13 protein-coding genes are annotated in these 15,122 nt (G+C 63.0%); 8 read left to right on the top strand and 5 right to left on the bottom strand.

What is annotated here, in order from left to right; genetic code table 11:
• Positions 1-99 precede the first annotated feature (99 nt).
• From J2X54_RS03565 to J2X54_RS03545, 5 genes are all read left to right on the top strand, one after another.
• Positions 100-1,725 carry an ABC-F family ATP-binding cassette domain-containing protein gene (locus J2X54_RS03565; protein WP_310177937.1) on the top strand — a complete coding sequence of 542 codons (1,626 nt, stop codon included), beginning with the start codon at positions 100-102 and terminating at the stop codon, positions 1,723-1,725.
• A gap of 137 nt (positions 1,726-1,862) precedes the next feature.
• Complete coding sequence (locus J2X54_RS03560; RefSeq protein ID WP_404990881.1) at positions 1,863-2,297, top strand: carboxymuconolactone decarboxylase family protein; 435 nt, start codon at positions 1,863-1,865, stop codon at positions 2,295-2,297.
• A gap of 19 nt (positions 2,298-2,316) precedes the next feature.
• Entirely contained in the window at positions 2,317-2,685 is a 369-nt protein-coding gene (locus tag J2X54_RS03555) for a MerR family transcriptional regulator (RefSeq protein WP_310177932.1), read from the top strand.
• Positions 2,686-2,846: 161 nt separating this feature from the next.
• Positions 2,847-3,134 carry a hypothetical protein gene (locus tag J2X54_RS03550; protein ID WP_310177930.1) on the top strand — a complete coding sequence of 96 codons (288 nt, stop codon included), beginning with the start codon at positions 2,847-2,849 and terminating at the stop codon, positions 3,132-3,134.
• Positions 3,135-3,140: 6 nt separating this feature from the next.
• Complete coding sequence (locus tag J2X54_RS03545) at positions 3,141-4,004, top strand: Fic family protein (protein ID WP_310177927.1); 864 nt, start codon at positions 3,141-3,143, stop codon at positions 4,002-4,004.
• Positions 4,005-4,058: 54 nt separating this feature from the next.
• Here J2X54_RS03545 and ychF read toward each other — a convergent pair whose 3' ends face one another.
• Entirely contained in the window at positions 4,059-5,150 is a 1,092-nt protein-coding gene (gene ychF, locus J2X54_RS03540; protein WP_056146846.1) for a redox-regulated ATPase YchF, read from the bottom strand.
• Between the two features lie 264 nt (positions 5,151-5,414).
• On the opposite strand from ychF, the gene J2X54_RS03535 reads away from it, so the two are divergent.
• The 3 genes from J2X54_RS03535 to J2X54_RS03525 all read left to right on the top strand — a co-directional run bounded on the left by J2X54_RS03535 (position 5,415) and on the right by J2X54_RS03525 (position 10,936).
• On the top strand, positions 5,415-6,089 hold the full coding sequence (locus tag J2X54_RS03535) for a glycine zipper 2TM domain-containing protein (protein ID WP_310177924.1): 675 nt from the start codon (positions 5,415-5,417) through the stop codon (positions 6,087-6,089).
• A 102-nt stretch (positions 6,090-6,191) separates the two neighbouring features.
• On the top strand, positions 6,192-9,509 hold the full coding sequence (locus tag J2X54_RS03530) for a DUF2339 domain-containing protein (RefSeq protein WP_310177922.1): 3,318 nt from the start codon (positions 6,192-6,194) through the stop codon (positions 9,507-9,509).
• Positions 9,506-10,936 (top strand): DUF3999 family protein, encoded by a 1,431-nt coding sequence (locus J2X54_RS03525; protein ID WP_310177920.1) that lies wholly within the window; start codon positions 9,506-9,508, stop codon positions 10,934-10,936. The genes J2X54_RS03530 and J2X54_RS03525 overlap by 4 nt, the downstream gene beginning before the upstream one ends.
• A 285-nt stretch (positions 10,937-11,221) precedes the next feature.
• Here the strand turns inward: J2X54_RS03525 and J2X54_RS03520 are convergent, their stop codons facing one another.
• The 4 genes from J2X54_RS03520 to J2X54_RS03505 all read right to left on the bottom strand — a co-directional run bounded on the left by J2X54_RS03520 (position 11,222) and on the right by J2X54_RS03505 (position 14,985).
• Entirely contained in the window at positions 11,222-12,520 is a 1,299-nt protein-coding gene (locus J2X54_RS03520) for an amidohydrolase (RefSeq protein ID WP_310177918.1), read from the bottom strand.
• A gap of 49 nt (positions 12,521-12,569) precedes the next feature.
• On the bottom strand, positions 12,570-13,151 hold the full coding sequence (gene pth, locus J2X54_RS03515) for an aminoacyl-tRNA hydrolase (protein WP_310177916.1): 582 nt from the start codon (positions 13,149-13,151) through the stop codon (positions 12,570-12,572).
• 105 nt (positions 13,152-13,256) lie between these two features.
• Positions 13,257-13,862: a 50S ribosomal protein L25/general stress protein Ctc gene (locus J2X54_RS03510; RefSeq protein WP_070251206.1), complete on the bottom strand. Its 606-nt coding sequence runs from the start codon at positions 13,860-13,862 to the stop codon at positions 13,257-13,259.
• 172 nt (positions 13,863-14,034) lie between these two features.
• Positions 14,035-14,985, bottom strand: coding sequence for a ribose-phosphate pyrophosphokinase (locus J2X54_RS03505; RefSeq protein WP_070251208.1), 951 nt, complete (start codon positions 14,983-14,985; stop codon positions 14,035-14,037).
• Positions 14,986-15,122: the final 137 nt, after the last annotated feature.

Genomic DNA, 15,122 nt, shown 5'->3' with positions numbered 1-15,122 from the left:
TATTCGTCCGATGCGCCATTGATGCCGCCGTCTTCTTGACGGCCAGTACCCACTGCTTCCCCTTGCACGGGGAGTTTCTGGCATCTATTGGAGTGACGCATGACGCAACCTTCGACCCCCAGCACGTTGATCACGCTGGACGGCGTGTCTTATGGCCTGCCCGACGGCAGGATGTTATTTACCGACTTGCATGAACATTTCGACCAGCGGCCCACCGGCCTGGTCGGGCGCAACGGCGCCGGCAAGACCGTGCTGGCGCGCATCCTGGCCGGGCAATTAGCCCCCTCTTCAGGGCGCTGCCTGCGGCACGGTTCGGTGTACTACCTGGCCCAGCAGGTGGCGCCCGCGCCCGGCGCCACCATCGCCGACCTGGCTGGCGTGCGCGCCGAACTCGACGCGCTGGCCCGCATTGCCGCCGGCAGCGTGGCCGTGGCGGACTTCGACCTGGTGGGCGAACGCTGGGACTTGCCGCAACTGCTGCAGCAGGAACTCGACCAGGTCGGCCTGTGCCATCACGATGCGAGTACCCCGGCCAGTGTTCTGAGCGGCGGCCAGGCGATGGGCGTGGCCCTGGCGGGCGCCATGCTGTCCGGCGCCGATTTCCTGATCCTCGATGAACCGAGCAACCATCTCGACCGCCAGCACCGGCAAGCGCTGATCGCACAGTTGCAGCGCTGGCAGCGCGGCCTGCTGGTGGTCAGCCACGACCGTCAACTGCTGGCGGCCATGGCGCGCATCGTCGAACTGTCGCCGCAGGGCTTGCGCAGCTATGGCGGCAATTACACTTTTTATGCGGCGGCGAGGGCACAGGAACGGCAAAGTGCGCTCGACCAGCTTGACCTGCGCAAGCTCGAACGCCAGCGCGAGGAACAGGCCATGCGCACCCAGCGCGAGCGCCAGGAAAAACGCCAGGCGCGCGCCGCCCGCCAGGGCCAGGAGGCCAACCAGGCCAAGATCCTGCTCGGTCGCCAGAAGGAGCGCAGCGAAAGCTCGGCCGGCAAATTGCGCCAGCAACAGGACGCCGCGCGTGCACAGTTGTCGGCGCGGGTAAGCGCTGCCGCACAGCAGGCGCACGACGATGCGCAGATCGTGCTGCATGTGCCGGCCGTGCATGGCGCCCAGCGGCGCATGGTGGAGCTCGATGCGGTCGCTTTGCCGTTCGTGCCCGCAGCGACCCGGCATATCAGCCTGACTTTGAGCGCGCAGCAGCGCGTGGGCGTGGTCGGTGCCAACGGCTGCGGCAAGTCGACCTTGCTGCAAGTACTGGCCGGCCGCATCGCACCGCTGGCCGGTCGTTGCCAGGTGGTCGCTGGCGGCGTCTACCTGGACCAGCGCCTGGCCGATCTCGATCCGGCGCGCACCGTGCTTGAACATCTGCTGGCAGTCAACCGCGTTGTGGCGGAAGGGACACTGCGCACCTGGCTGGCCCAACTGGGGCTGGACGCACAAAAAATTACCGCCCCCAGCGGCGCGCTCAGCGGCGGTGAGCGCCTGAAGGCGGCGCTGGCCTGCGTGCTGTACGCCGATCCGCCGGCACCACTGCTGCTGCTCGACGAACCCGGCAACCATCTCGACCTGCCTTCGCTGCAGGCGCTGGAAACCATGTTGCGCAGCTACCGGGGCGCGTTGCTGGTGGTGTCGCACGACGATACTTTTCTCGATAATCTGGCGTTGACCGACCGGCTCGATGCCAGCGCACACGGATGGCGGCTCGCTCCGTGGTGAGGGCTTGTGGTGAGGGCTTGACTTGGAGTGCACTCCAAGTATTAGCCTGTGATCGAGGCCTTCCTCATCGACCACACAGGAGCACATCCATGACACTATTGACTACGCTGTTTCCGAAAACCTTGCTGCTGGCCGGCATGGTCTCCACGACCGCCGCCAGCGCCAGCGAGCCAGCGCAAAAAGACCAACGCCGCGTGCGCGGCGAGCACACGATTGCTGCCATCACCGGCAGCGCAGGCACGTCAGTGGTCGATTCGCTGCGCGACCTGTCGCCCGAACTGGGCCACTGGATCGTCGATTTTGCCTACGGCGACGTGTTCTCGCGCCCCGCCCTGTCGCTGTGCACGCGCGAGCTGGCCACCATTTCCGCCCTCACCGCGCTGGGCAATGCGCAACCGCAACTTAAGGTCCATATCGAGGGGGCGCTCAATGTCGGCTGCACGCCGGAGGAGATCGTCGAAGTCATCATCCAGATGGCTGTGTACGCGGGTTTTCCCAGCGCCCTGAACGGCATCAGCGCTGCCCGCGAAGTGTTCGACAGGCGCGGGGTTAAAATTGCTGCGACGAAATGACATTCACCAGGAGCGGTCCATGCCATCCCACCTCAGCATCGACGAAGTCGCCAGGCGCACCGGCCTGACCGCGCACACGCTGCGCTACTACGAACGAATCGGCCTGATCGCCCCGGTGGGCCGCGCCGAAGGCGGCCAGCGCCGCTACGCGGCAGCGGACCTGGCATGGATCGACTTCCTGCTGCGCCTGCGCACCAGGCGCATGCCGATCAGCCAGATGCAAACCTTCGCTACCCTGCGCGCCACCGGCGACAGCACTGTGCCGGACCGGCGCCGGATGCTGGAAACGCATTTGCAGGAAGTGCTGGCCGAGATGGAAGCGATGCGGCTGTCGGTGCAGGCGCTGGAGGAGAAGATCGGGTATTACCGGGCGGTGGAGCGGGAATAAATTACTGGCCAGCGGTTACGGTCCGTGGCTTTTTTGGATATCCGCCCGGGCGATTCAAGATAATCCGCAGTAAACTCTCGTGCAACACATTGATTATGTTAAGATTTTTCCATAAAATTTAAGATACCACTTGACGTCATTCTTGATAATTTTCCTCCCCCATGAAGCCCCCGAAGTTTGAACACATCGATCTGAAGTTGCACAATCCCTCGTTCGACTCTCCTTTGGTCGACGTGGTGACTGAACTTGAGCATCTCCGGCGTCTACAACTCGGGGGGACGACTCCGCCCGAAGTTTTCTTCCAGCTCAAGCAAATTTTTCATTTACTGGAGAGTCTGGGTTCTGCCCGCATAGAAGGCAACCATACAACGTTGGCTGACCTCGTTGAGACAACCGTACAGGGCGGCGTGGACAATGGTGATCAGATGAAGGAAATCACCAACATCTAAGAAGCCATGAGATATGTCGACACCGCCATGGAACCGGGCGCTCAGTTGACGGAGGCATTTATCCGGGATTTACATAGCATAGCGGTCAGAGACCTGGAAAGAGAGGGAGATAGAACTCCCGGTGCTTACAGGGCAACGCCAGTACGGATGGCGATGTCAACTCATCTTCCTCCTGAAGCAATGGCTGTTCCACAGTATATGAAAGAGCTGACCGATTTCGTCAACCAGGCATCAGCGCCAAAGTACGACCTGATAAAGGTTGCCCTGACACACCATCGGTTTGGCTGGATTCACCCGTTCTCCAACGGAAATGGGCGGGTTGTACGTCTGCTTACCTATGCCTTGCTCATCAAATACGGCTTTAACGTCAAGAGTGGGCGCGTGCTCAACCCGACAGCAATATTTTGCAATGACAGGGAACGCTATTACGAGATGTTAGGCACGGCCGACACTGGAACCACCTCAGGTATCGACGCCTGGTGCACCTATGTTCTGGAAGGCGTACTGACCGAACTGCGCAAGGTGGACCGGCTTACGCAATACGACTACATTGAAAAGCACATCATTGGCCCTGCGCTTGCCATTTCGCGAGAGCGTCAGTTGATCACAATCGATGAATATCACGTGCTGAAGGAAGTTGTTCGGCTGAAAAACGCCAAGTCAGCAGATTTGAGCAGGATTATGCCGAAGCTCACCGCCAATCAGCGGACTTACCAGATTAAAAAGCTGGTTGATCAGAAAATGCTGCAACCCATCCATGAAGGAGCGAGGCAGTATTCGATCTGCTTCACCAACAACTATCTTTTGCGCGGCATCGTCAAAGCGCTGACGGATGAAGGCTTTGTGCCAAAAACTCTGGAAGCAAACTAGCATCTTCCGCCATGAAAAAGCCCTGCATCAGCAGGGCTCTTGGGTGACGTTCGATCAGACGTTGAACAGGAAGTTCAACACATCGCCATCCTTGACCACGTATTCCTTGCCCTCGGCGCGCATCTTGCCCGCTTCCTTGGCGCCGGCTTCACCCTTGTACTGGATGTAGTCGTCGTAGGCGATGGTTTGCGCGCGGATGAAGCCGCGTTCGAAGTCGGTGTGGATCACGCCGGCCGCTTGCGGCGCGGTGTCGCCCACGCGGATGGTCCAGGCGCGTACTTCTTTTACGCCGGCGGTGAAGTAGGTTTGCAGGCCCAGCAGGTTGTAGGCGGCGCGGATCAGGCGATCGAGACCTGGCTCCTGCATGCCCATGTCGGCCAGGAATTCAGTCTTGTCGGCGTCGTCGAGGTCAGCGATTTCCGCTTCGATCGAGGCGCAGATGGCCACGATCGGGGCGTTCTGGGTCTTGGCGTAGGCCGTCAGCTGGTCGAGCAGCGGGTTGTTGGTGAAGCCGCTGTCGGACACGTTGGCCACGTACATGGCCGGCTTGGCGGTGATCAGGCACAGCGGCTTGATCAGGGCCATTTCGTCGGCGTCCAGGCCCATGGCGCGCACCGGCTTGGCTTCGTTCAGGTGCGGCACGATGCGCTCCATGATGGCCAGCAGCTTGGCGGCGTCCTTGTCGCCCGAGCGCGATTTCTTGTTTTCGCGGTGGATGGCTTTTTCCACGGTGCCCAGGTCGGCCAGCGCCAGCTCGGTCTGGATGACTTCGATATCGTCGAGCGGGCTGACCTTGCCGGAGACGTGGATCACGTTGTCGTCTTCGAAGCAGCGCACCACGTTGACGATGGCGTCGGTTTCGCGGATGTGCGACAGGAACTGGTTGCCCAGGCCCTCGCCCTGCGAGGCGCCGGCGACCAGGCCGGCGATGTCGACGAATTCGACGATGGCGTTGACCATGCGTTCCGGCTTGACGATTTCGGCCAGCGCAGCCATGCGCGGATCGGGCACTTCCACCACGCCGACGTTCGGCTCGATGGTGCAGAACGGGTAGTTCTCGGCCGGGATGCCCGCTTTGGTCAGGGCGTTGAACAGGGTGGACTTGCCGACGTTAGGCAGGCCGACGATGCCGCATTGGAGACTCATGGAAAACCTTTAATAATCATAGCGCCGGCGAGCGGCTGGTGAAAAACGGCCCGAATGGCGTTTTTTAAGTTCAAGGGGTCTATTGTACCTCCCCCGCCCCCGGCGTTCAAAAAAACCGCGCCCGCCGCACGGAACAAGTCATGCTTTTTGGGAACAATTGCTTACATTTGATACGAATTTCACGTCATACCAATGTTGCGGACGAACGTTACTAGTTGTGTGTACAGTGTGTACGTCAGGCAATCACTCAGGAAAGGTCTTACCATGAATAACAATACAACTAAATCCTCGATGCACCCGATGGTGCTCGCCGCTGCCGGCGCAGTCGTTCTTGTCAGCGGTGTCGGCGTAGCCGCCATGATGGGCTGGCTGCCTTCCTCGAACAGCAAGACTGCGGATGTGCCGATGGCCGCCAATGTGCCACCGATCGTCGAGCAGGCAGCCCCCACGCCGCCAGTGCCGGCCCCGGTAGCGGCCCCCGTCGTGGCGCCGGCGCGTGAAGTGGCGCGCGAGCCGGTCCGTGAACGTGAGCCGGTACGCGAAGCGGTGCGTGAAAAGCCACCCGTGGTGAAGCACACCCCGGAAAGAGCCGCTCCGGCCGTCTGCAACAGCTGCGGCGTGATCGAATCGATCACCTCGGTTGACCAGCGCGCCGAAGGCAGCGGCGTGGGTGCGGTCGGCGGCGCCCTGCTGGGCGGCTTGCTGGGTAACCAGGTCGGCGACGGCAACGGCCGCAAGCTGGCCACGGTGGCTGGCGCCATCGGCGGCGCGGTGGCTGGCAACCAGGTCGAAGGCCGCGTGAAAGGTACCCGTACCTACACCATCGCGGTACGCCTCGAGAACGGCAAGACGCAGAACATCGTCCAGACCGAGCAACCGAATTGGCGCGAAGGCGACCGCGTGCGCATCGTCAACGGCAACCTGCGCGCCGACGGCTAATCACCGGCAGTACGGTTCGTCGCAGCACGCAATACCTTGATTATTTCCGTACGGACAGTCTTGCATTTGTGATATTTTGCAAGACTATCCTGCGGAGGTCTCATGGAATTTGTGTTGCTCATTTTTGGGCTGGTAACGTTCAACATCGCCTGGCGCGCACGTGGTGAAGCACGCCACCTGCGCCGGCTGATCGATGAATTGCGCGACGAAGTAGGCGCTCTACGCAATGCTGCCACGCCGGCATTCAAGGCAACACCACCGCCGGAAGCGGCAGCCGCGCCAAGCGCGCCGCAACGGTCACCGCCGTTGGCAGTACCGGAACAAGTTCCGGTTTTGGTTCCGGTTCCGGTTCCGGCTCCGGTCCCAGGCCCGGCGCCCGCCACCGGGTCCACGCCGTTGCCAATGCCGGCCCTTGCATCGATTGCGACGCCAGCACTGCATCCGGCAGTACCGCCAGCGGACACCGGGCCGGTTCTCACCGTGACGGCTGCCACGCCAGTGACTGCGCCGCCGGTCGGCGCGTCCCAGCCGTCACCGCCGCGCCGCTCTGCACCCGCATCGGCATCGGCCTCCGCACCGCAATGGCTGCTCACCGCCAGGTCCTGGCTGTTCGGCGGCAACCTGGTGGCCAAGCTCGGCCTGTTAATCCTGTTCATCGGCGTCAGCTTCCTGCTCAAATACACGGCAGCGCGCGTGAGCGTGCCGATCGAACTGCGCCTGGCCGGCATCGTGCTGGCCGACCTGGCGCTGCTGGCCTGGGGCTGGCGCATCCGCCTCAGCCGCCCCTCGATCAGCCTGCCGGTGCAAGGCGCCGCGCTGGCCGTACTGATGCTGGTCACCTTTGGCGCCTTCCGCGTCTATCACCTGATTCCCGGCGTGATGGCGTTTGCACTGCTGCTGGTGTTGACCGTGTTCACCTGCCTGCTGGCGGTATTGCAAAACGCCATGTGGCTGGCCATTTTCGGCATTGCGGGCGGTTTTGCCACGCCGATCCTGGCGTCGAGCGGCGGCGGCAGCCATATCGGCCTGTTCTTGTACTATGCGCTGCTCAACGGCGGCGTGCTGGCGCTGGCGCTGCTGCGCTCGTGGCGACCGCTCAATCTGCTCGGTTTTACGTTCACCTTCACCATCGCCACCACCTGGGGCGTGCTGCGCTACGCGCCGGAGAACTACCTGTCGGTGCAGCTGTTCCTGCTGCTGTTCTTTGCCTTCTACGTGTCGATCCCGCTCGCGTATGCGCGCCAGCAGTCGGTACAGCTCAAGCACTACGTGGATGGCACGCTGGTATTCGGCACGCCGATGCTGGCCTTCGGCTTGCAGTTCAGCCTGGTGCACGGCTTCCCGTTCGGGGTCGCTTATTCCGCCCTGGCGCTGGGCTTGTTCTACGTGGCGCTGGCCACCGTGCTGCGCCGCCAGCAGCACGCGCAGCGCTATGCCTTGCTGGCTGATTCCTTCCTGGCGCTGGGCATCGTGTTCGGCACGCTGGCGATCCCGTTCGCGCTCGACGGCCGCTGGACTTCCGCCGCCTGGGCGCTGGAAGGCGCCGGCATCGTCTGGATCGGCCTGCGCCAGCAACAAAAGCTGGCGTGGATGTTCGGCCTGCTGGTGCAGGTGGGCGCCTGGGTGTCGTTCATCGGTTCGGCCACCGGCCTGTCGCCGGTCGGCGCGCTCGACGCCAACCTGTGGCTGGGCTTCGTGCTGCTGGCCGCCACCGCCTTCCTGATGGCCACGCGTTTCCGCGCCCACAGCACCGACGACGATAACCAGGTTTTCCCCTTGCTGGCCGGCGTGTTCCTGGTATTTGCCACCGTATGGCTGGTGGCGGGCGCCTGGACCGAAATCCTGCTGCGCGTGGTGGAGAACCGCCAGGGCACGCTGCTGGTCGGCAGCGCCATGGTCGCCGCCATCGGCCTGTACCTGATCGCCCGCAAGCTGGCCTGGCCGCTGGCTGGCGCGATCGCGCTGCTGGTGCAGGCGGTAGCCGGGTTCAAGCTGCTCGAACTGGCGATGGCCGGCTGGTCCGGCCCTGCCGCTTCCTCGCTGTTCGAGCGGCCGCTGCCGGGCGCGCTGATGACTTTCGGCGCTGCACTGTTCAGCAGCTGGGCGCTGCAGCGCCGTCGCGAAGAGAGCATCGGCACGACCGACATCGCCCCGGTGTACCGGTTGACGTATGCCTGGTCGGCCCTGTGGTGGTTCTGCATGGTGACGCCGGACCTGGCAAACTGGCTGGCCGGCCACTATGCCGGCCTGTTCCCGCAACGGTATTCGACCGAATACGGGCCCGATACCGACCTCCAGCTCTGCGCCTATGGCTTGCTGATGGCGGCCACTGCGCTGGCAGCGGTCCGGTTTGCACGCAGCTTGCGCTGGCCGGCCCTGCGCTGGTTTGCCGCGACCGTGTGGCCGGCACTCGCCGGCGCCACCTTGCTGGTAGTGGTGGATTTGTACGACAACGCCTCGCGCCTGCCGCATGTCGAAACATGGATCACCTTTGCCGCGCTGTGGCTGGCCGGCGAATGGCTGATGGCGGCGTGGCTGCGCCAAGGCTGGGCCTTGCCGCCGATGGTGCTGCGCGTGCTCCATACCGTGCGCACGGCCGGCCCCTGGCTGATGATCTGGCCGGTGGCCGCTTACGTGATCAGTCGCTGGCTCGCCGGTCCCAGCGAACAAGTCTTCATCGCCGACTGGAGCACCAGCGCCAGCTGGGCGCGCTTCGTGCCATCGTGGCTGATGATGGCGTCCATCGCCTGGCTGATGCGGCGCAGCCGCCAGGAGGCCTGGCCGGTGGCGCCGCTCGCGGCGTGGTACCGCAGCCGCCTGATTCCTGCCGGCTGCGCCTGGTCGGCGTTGCTGGTCGCGGCCTGGAACCTGACCCAGGACGGCGCCATGGCGCCGCTGCCCTACGTGCCGCTGCTCAATCCGCTCGACCTGAGCACCTGCTTCGCCCTGGTGCTGGTGCTGGCCTGCTATCGACTGCAAGCGCCGGCCGCGCGGGTGCCGGCGGGCTGGCCGGCCGGCTGGATCGCGCCATTGCCGCTGGCCATTGCGCTGTTCGGCTATGCCTGGTTCAACCTGGCGCTGCTGCGCACGGTGTCGCACTACCTCGGTGTGCCGTACGAGTTCGCCAGCATGTTCGCCTCGCAGTTCGTGCAGGCGATGCTGTCGCTGGTGTGGAGCGTGACTGCGCTGATACTGATGCGCCACGCGGCGCGGCGCACCTGGCGCAGTGCCTGGATCGTGGGCGCCACGCTGCTGGGGCTGGTAGTGCTCAAGCTGTTCCTGGTGGACCTGTCCAATATCGGCGGCGTCGAGCGCATCGTGTCCTTCCTCGGCGTCGGTGCGCTGATGGTGGGCATCGGCTACCTGGCGCCCTTCCCCCAATCCGAACCAGCCGGACAACCACAAGAGGAGGCCGCATGAAAACATTCGTGATCGGCGCCGCCTGCCTGGCCAGCGCGTTTGCCATGGCCGGCACCGCGCCGGCAAGCGACAAGCCCGGCGACTACACGCACTTGCTGCCGCTGAATTCCAGCGTCAAACAGGGCGTGCTACAACTGCGCCTGCCGCGCGACGTCTACCTGCACGCGCGCTCGCCGCTGCTCGACGATGTGCGCGTGTTCGACGCCAGCGGGGCGCCGCAGCCGTTCGCCTTGCAGGAGCCGGTGGCGGCGGAAAACATCGGCCACAAGGATCTGCCCTTGATAATCTTTCCGCTGATGTCGGCAGCAGGTAACCAGTCATCGCAGCTCGACCTGGACGTCAGCACCGCGCCCGATGGCCGGCTGCTGTCGGTCAAGGTGCGCCCCGAGGGCGGCGACCAGGCTGCTACTGCCGGGACCACGCGCCTGACCGGGTTGATACTCGATCTCGGCAAACCACGCGCGTCGTCAACAGCGGCGCCGCCGACGGTCGATGGCCTGCGCTTCACCCTGCCGCCTGGCCAGCGCGACTACAGCGCCCAGGTCTGGCTGGAAACGAGCAACGACATGAAGCGCTGGGATGCGGTCGGCGCGGCCGAGCTGAACTGGCTGGTCAACCAGGACCAGCAAACCCTGGCCAACGACCGGCTGACCTTCGAGGCACGCCCGTTCCGCTACGCGCGCCTGACCTGGAACAGTGGCGCGCCGTTGCAGTTTGCCCGCATCGTGGCCGAGCAGCCGGTGCGCACCACCACCGCCGCGCCACGCGAGCAATTGCTGCTGCAAGCCGTGGCGGGCGAGCTGCCGCAAGACCTGGTGTACACCATGCCACCAGCGATTGCTCCCGCCACCATCGGCGTGCAATTCAGCGAGACCAACGTCGTGCTGCCGGCGCAACTGGGCGTGTACTACGCTGTGCCCGCGCGCCAGGCCGGCGCGGCGGCCAGCCGCCGCTTCGATCCTATCGTCAACACCACCTTCTATCGCATTACACAGGATGGCCAGCCGCGCAGTTCGGGCGACCTGGTGGTGGCGCCACGGCACGCGCCGCAATGGGTGCTGCGCACGACTGCCGCAGCCACGGTCAAGCCGGTATTGAAGGTGGGCTGGCAACCGGCCACGCTGGTGTTCCTCGCCAGCGGCAACGCGCCGTACACGCTGGCCGTGGGACGCGAGCGCGCGCCTGCCACCAGCCGCCCACTGGCGCAGGTGGCGCCGGGATTCAGCGACGTGGAATTGCGCCAGCTTGACCGTGCTACGGCCGGTCCGGCCACGGCGCAGCACGGTACAGCGACCGCTCCGCAAGGCGATGAAGCCGACACCGGCGCCCGCAACCGGCTGCTGGTGTTGTGGGGCGTGCTGTTGTTGGGGACCGCGGTGCTGGCGGCTATGGTCTGGCGCCTGCTGCGTCCCAAGCCGCAGCCCTGAAAAGCCTCCAGAGCTGCGTTGCAGCGCCTCGCCGTACTGGCGTACTGTCTTCGTCGCTGCGCCTTGCTCTGGAGGCTTTTGAAAAACTCTGTAGCTGCGTTGCAGCGCCTCGCCGTACTGGCGTACTGTCTTCGTCGCTGCGCCTTGCTCTGGAGGCTTTTGAAAAACTCTTTAGCTGCGTTGCAGCGCCTCGCCGTACTGGCGTACTGTCTTCGTCGCTGCGCCTTGCTCTGGAGGCTTTTGAAAAACTCTGTAGCTGCTCTGGAGGCTTTTCAGAGGTTGCGGTTACTTGGCCATCACGTTCATCACCGCCAGCGTCATCGCGCGGGCGGCGGTCTTGATCGATGGCTCCGGCACCGGCGCGTAGTAAGGCGAGTGGTTGAAGGCGATCGGTTTGCCGCCCGGCTTTTCCGCTTCGGCTACCGCTTCCGGCGAGTACACGCCGGTGAAGAAGAACATGGCCGGAATGCCGGCGTTGGCGAACTGCGAGAAGTCTTCGCTGGCGGTCATGGCCGGCATGCGCCATACCTTGTCGTTGCCGAACGCCTGTTTCAACACACCTTCGGTGCGCGCCACCAGTTTCTCGTCGTTGATGATGGCCGCGCCGCCGGGGATCAGTTCCACGTCCGGTGCCGGTGCGTCGGCCATGGCGGCCGAGGCAATCGCCGTGCGGCGCACGCCGGCCAGGATTTTCTCGCGCACTTGCGGCGTGTAGCTGCGGATGGTGCCGCGCACCTTGACGCTGTCGGGAATGATGTTGCCCACGCTGCCGCCATTGATGGCGCCGATGGTGACCACGCCGAATTCCTTGGGATCCTTCTCGCGGCTGATCACGGTCTGCACATCGACCACGAAGCGCGCGGCGATCATCACCGGATCGACCGCCTTGTCCGGCGCCGAGCCATGGCCGCCGCGCCCTTTGAAAGTGATTTCGATGGCGTCCGAGTTCGACGATACCGGCCCGCTGTTGTAGCCGATGGTGCCGTAAGCGTGCGGCCACGAGTGCAGCGCGAACGCGTAGTCGGGCTTGCCGAAGCGGGTAAACAGGCCGTCGCCGATCATGGCCTTGGCGCCCGAGACGATTTCCTCGGCCGGCTGGCCGATGAACATCAGCGTACCCTGCCACTGCGACTTCATCGCCACCAAGGTGCGCGCCGTGGCCAGCCACGCGGTCATGTGGACATCGTGGCCGCAGCTGTGCGCCACCATGGTGTCCTTGCCGTCGAGCTGGGCGTGGGCCTTGCTGGAATAATCAAAGCCCGATTTTTCTTCCATCGGCAGGCCGTCCATCTCGGTGCGCACCAGCACGGTCGGGCCGGAGCCGTTCTTGTAGATGGCGACGATGCCGGTCTTGCCCACTTTTTCCGTGACCTCGAAGCCGATCGCGCGCATCTCGGCGGCCAGCTTGGCGGCCGTGCGCACTTCCTGGAATGCCAGCTCGGGATGGGCGTGCAAGTCCTTGTAGATCGCATCGAGCTTCGGATACATGGCGTCGATGTTGGCGGTGACGGCACTGCCGTCCTGGGCCAGGGCCGGCAGCATCAACACGGAAGACAAAAAGGCGGCAAGTGGGCGGAGCGTCATCGATGGTGTCCTTATCTGGGGAAAGATTCCCCCAGCATACCATCGTAGCTTATGCGGTATGCAACTTCATGGTGGCAGCTTCGAACTTGCCTTCAACGATAGCCGGCATCACCAGCAGCGACTTGTCGATCGCTTGCTCGATCAGGTCCTGGTCTTCGCGGCGCGGACGGTGCAGCACGAAGTCGGCCACCTGCTGCTGCAGGCTCAAGGTGCGCGGATGGCCGATGCCGAGGCGCAGGCGCCAGTAATCCTGGGTTCCGAGCGCAGCAGTGATGTCCTTCAAGCCATTGTGGCCGCCGGCCGAACCGCCTTTTTTCAGGCGGGCGATGCCGGGCATCAGGTCCAGTTCGTCGTGCACGACCAGCACTTCATCGGGATTGATCTTGAAGAAGCGGCTCAAAGCCCCCACCGACTGGCCCGAGCGGTTCATATAGGTCTGCGGTTCGAGCAGGTACACTTCCTGGCCCGCGATCGAGGTCTTGGCCATCAGCGCGTTGTACTTGGTCTCGCGGTTCAGGCGGGCGCCGCTGCTGTTGGCAAGGTTGTCCACCAGCCAGAAGCCGGCGTTATGGCGGGTTTGTTCGTATTCGGCGCCGGGATTGCCGAGGCCGACGATAAGGCGGATGGGCATGATGTGTAATTAAATAAAAGTGACCGGTGATTATCGCGCAAACGAAAAAAAACCCCGCCAGCATCGAAGCTGACAGGGTTTCCATGACGCGTAAAGCGTCAAGAATTACTTCTTAGGCTCTTCAGCAGCAGCTTCAGCATCAGCAGCAACTTGACCGGCCGGGATCGAAGCGGTAGCAACGGTCAGGTCGTTACCGTGGGTGATCGCGGTCACGCCTTTTGGCAGGGTCAGGTCAGCCACGTGGACCGAGGTACCAACGTCAACATTGGTCAGGTCGACGGTGATGAATTCTGGCAGGTCAGCTGGCAGGCATTCGATTTCGATTTCGTTCAGCACGTGGCTGATGGTGCCGCCGTTCAGTTTGACTGCTGGCGAGATCTCGGCGTTCACGAAGTGCAGCGCAACTTTCACGTGCAGTTTTTCCGAAGCGGTGACGCGCTGGAAGTCAGCGTGCAGTACCAGTTGCTTGAATGCGTGGACCTGGAAGTCGCGCAGCAGCACTTTTTGTACTTTACCGTCGATTTCCAGATCCAGGATCGACGAGTGGAACGCTTCTTTTTTCAGCGCGTGGTACAGGGCGTTGTGGTCCAGCGAGATGGTCACTGGCGCTTCGGTACCGCCGTAGATGATGCCAGGGGTTTGGCCCGAATTACGCAGGCGGCGGCTCGCTCCGGAACCTTGCAATTCGCGTTTGAATGCAACAACTTTCATGTGATACTCCAAAAATTACAGGGCTTGCGCCCCGTGTTATGAAGCCCCCGCGACCAGGGTGCTTCGAAAATGAGCACCTTGTGGCGCTCATGAAATCGGGAAAGCGGTAAAACCAACACGGCGCAACCGGTAAACCGGGTGCGCCGCGTGCTAAAACTGATGTAACGGTCGATCAGTCGATGAACAGCGAAATCACCGAATCGCCCTTGATGATGCGTTTGAACGTCTCGGCCAGCAGCGGCGCGCACGTCAGTTGACGGATCTTGCCGCAGGCCTTGGCAGCGTCGGACAGCGGAATCGTGTCGGTCACGACCAGCTCGTCCAGCGACGAATTGGTGATGCGCTCGATGGCCGGGCCGGACAGGACCGCGTGGGTGCAATACGCCACCACTTTCTTGGCGCCGCGCTCTTTCAGTACTTCGGCAGCTTTCACCAAAGTGCCGGCGGTATCGACCATGTCATCCATGATCACGCAGTTGCGGCCTTCGACTTCACCGATGATGTTCATCACTTCGGAAACGTTGGCTTTCGGACGACGCTTGTCGATGATGGCCAGGTCGCAACCGAGGCGCTTGGCCAGGGCACGGGCACGGACCACGCCGCCCACGTCCGGCGACACCACCAGCAGGTCTTCGTTGTTCTTTTTCTGCAGGTCGCCCAGCAGGATCGGCGACGCGTAGATGTTATCGACAGGGATATCGAAGAAACCCTGGATTTGATCGGCGTGCAGGTCCATGATCAGGACGCGCTCGACACCGGCTTTTTCCAGCATGTTGGCGACCACCTTGGCCGAGATCGCAACGCGCGCCGAACGGGGGCGGCGATCTTGACGGGCATAACCAAAGTAAGGAATGGCGGCGGTGATACGGCCAGCGGATGCGCGCTTGAGCGCATCGACCATCAGGATCAGTTCCATCAGGTTGTCGTTGGTCGGTTGGCAAGTCGACTGCAGGACGAAGACGTCTTTACCACGCACGTTTTCGTTAATCTCGACCATGACTTCGCCGTCCGAGAATTTCGAAACGTTTGCTTTGCCGAGTGGGATGCCGAGATTTTTTGCGACTCCTTCTGCCAACGCAGGATTAGCGTTGCCGGTAAAAACCATCAGGTTTTCGTAAGCCATTGGGAGTCCCAGAGATAGTAGAAGAAATTTTTGATGATCGCCAGCGGAAAGCCGCGTGACGCTGTATTAGTTGAATGCGGCGCTCTGGTCACCTGCATTTTTGTCCTACCCGGCCGGAGACGTGCGCCTCGACGGAT

Source organism: Duganella sp. 3397, from assembly GCF_031456625.1.
GTDB classification, from domain to species: Bacteria; Pseudomonadota; Gammaproteobacteria; order Burkholderiales; family Burkholderiaceae_D; genus Rugamonas; species Rugamonas phyllosphaerae.
This window is presented reverse-complemented; position numbering and strand designations above follow the sequence as displayed.

Excerpts from the sequence above, each read along its gene's own strand:
- J2X54_RS03565 (WP_310177937.1), top strand. The coding sequence starts at position 100 with ATGACGCAACCTTCGACCCCCAGCACGTTGATCACGCTGGACGGCGTG.
- J2X54_RS03560 (WP_404990881.1), top strand. The coding sequence starts at position 1,863 with ATGGTCTCCACGACCGCCGCCAGCGCCAGCGAGCCAGCGCAAAAAGAC.
- J2X54_RS03555 (WP_310177932.1), top strand. The coding sequence starts at position 2,317 with ATGCCATCCCACCTCAGCATCGACGAAGTCGCCAGGCGCACCGGCCTG.
- J2X54_RS03550 (WP_310177930.1), top strand. The coding sequence starts at position 2,847 with ATGAAGCCCCCGAAGTTTGAACACATCGATCTGAAGTTGCACAATCCC.
- J2X54_RS03545 (WP_310177927.1), top strand. The coding sequence starts at position 3,141 with ATGAGATATGTCGACACCGCCATGGAACCGGGCGCTCAGTTGACGGAG.
- ychF (WP_056146846.1), bottom strand. The coding sequence starts at position 5,150 with ATGAGTCTCCAATGCGGCATCGTCGGCCTGCCTAACGTCGGCAAGTCC.
- J2X54_RS03535 (WP_310177924.1), top strand. The coding sequence starts at position 5,415 with ATGAATAACAATACAACTAAATCCTCGATGCACCCGATGGTGCTCGCC.
- J2X54_RS03530 (WP_310177922.1), top strand. The coding sequence starts at position 6,192 with ATGGAATTTGTGTTGCTCATTTTTGGGCTGGTAACGTTCAACATCGCC.
- J2X54_RS03525 (WP_310177920.1), top strand. The coding sequence starts at position 9,506 with ATGAAAACATTCGTGATCGGCGCCGCCTGCCTGGCCAGCGCGTTTGCC.
- J2X54_RS03520 (WP_310177918.1), bottom strand. The coding sequence starts at position 12,520 with ATGACGCTCCGCCCACTTGCCGCCTTTTTGTCTTCCGTGTTGATGCTG.
- pth (WP_310177916.1), bottom strand. The coding sequence starts at position 13,151 with ATGCCCATCCGCCTTATCGTCGGCCTCGGCAATCCCGGCGCCGAATAC.
- J2X54_RS03510 (WP_070251206.1), bottom strand. The coding sequence starts at position 13,862 with ATGAAAGTTGTTGCATTCAAACGCGAATTGCAAGGTTCCGGAGCGAGC.
- J2X54_RS03505 (WP_070251208.1), bottom strand. The coding sequence starts at position 14,985 with ATGGCTTACGAAAACCTGATGGTTTTTACCGGCAACGCTAATCCTGCG.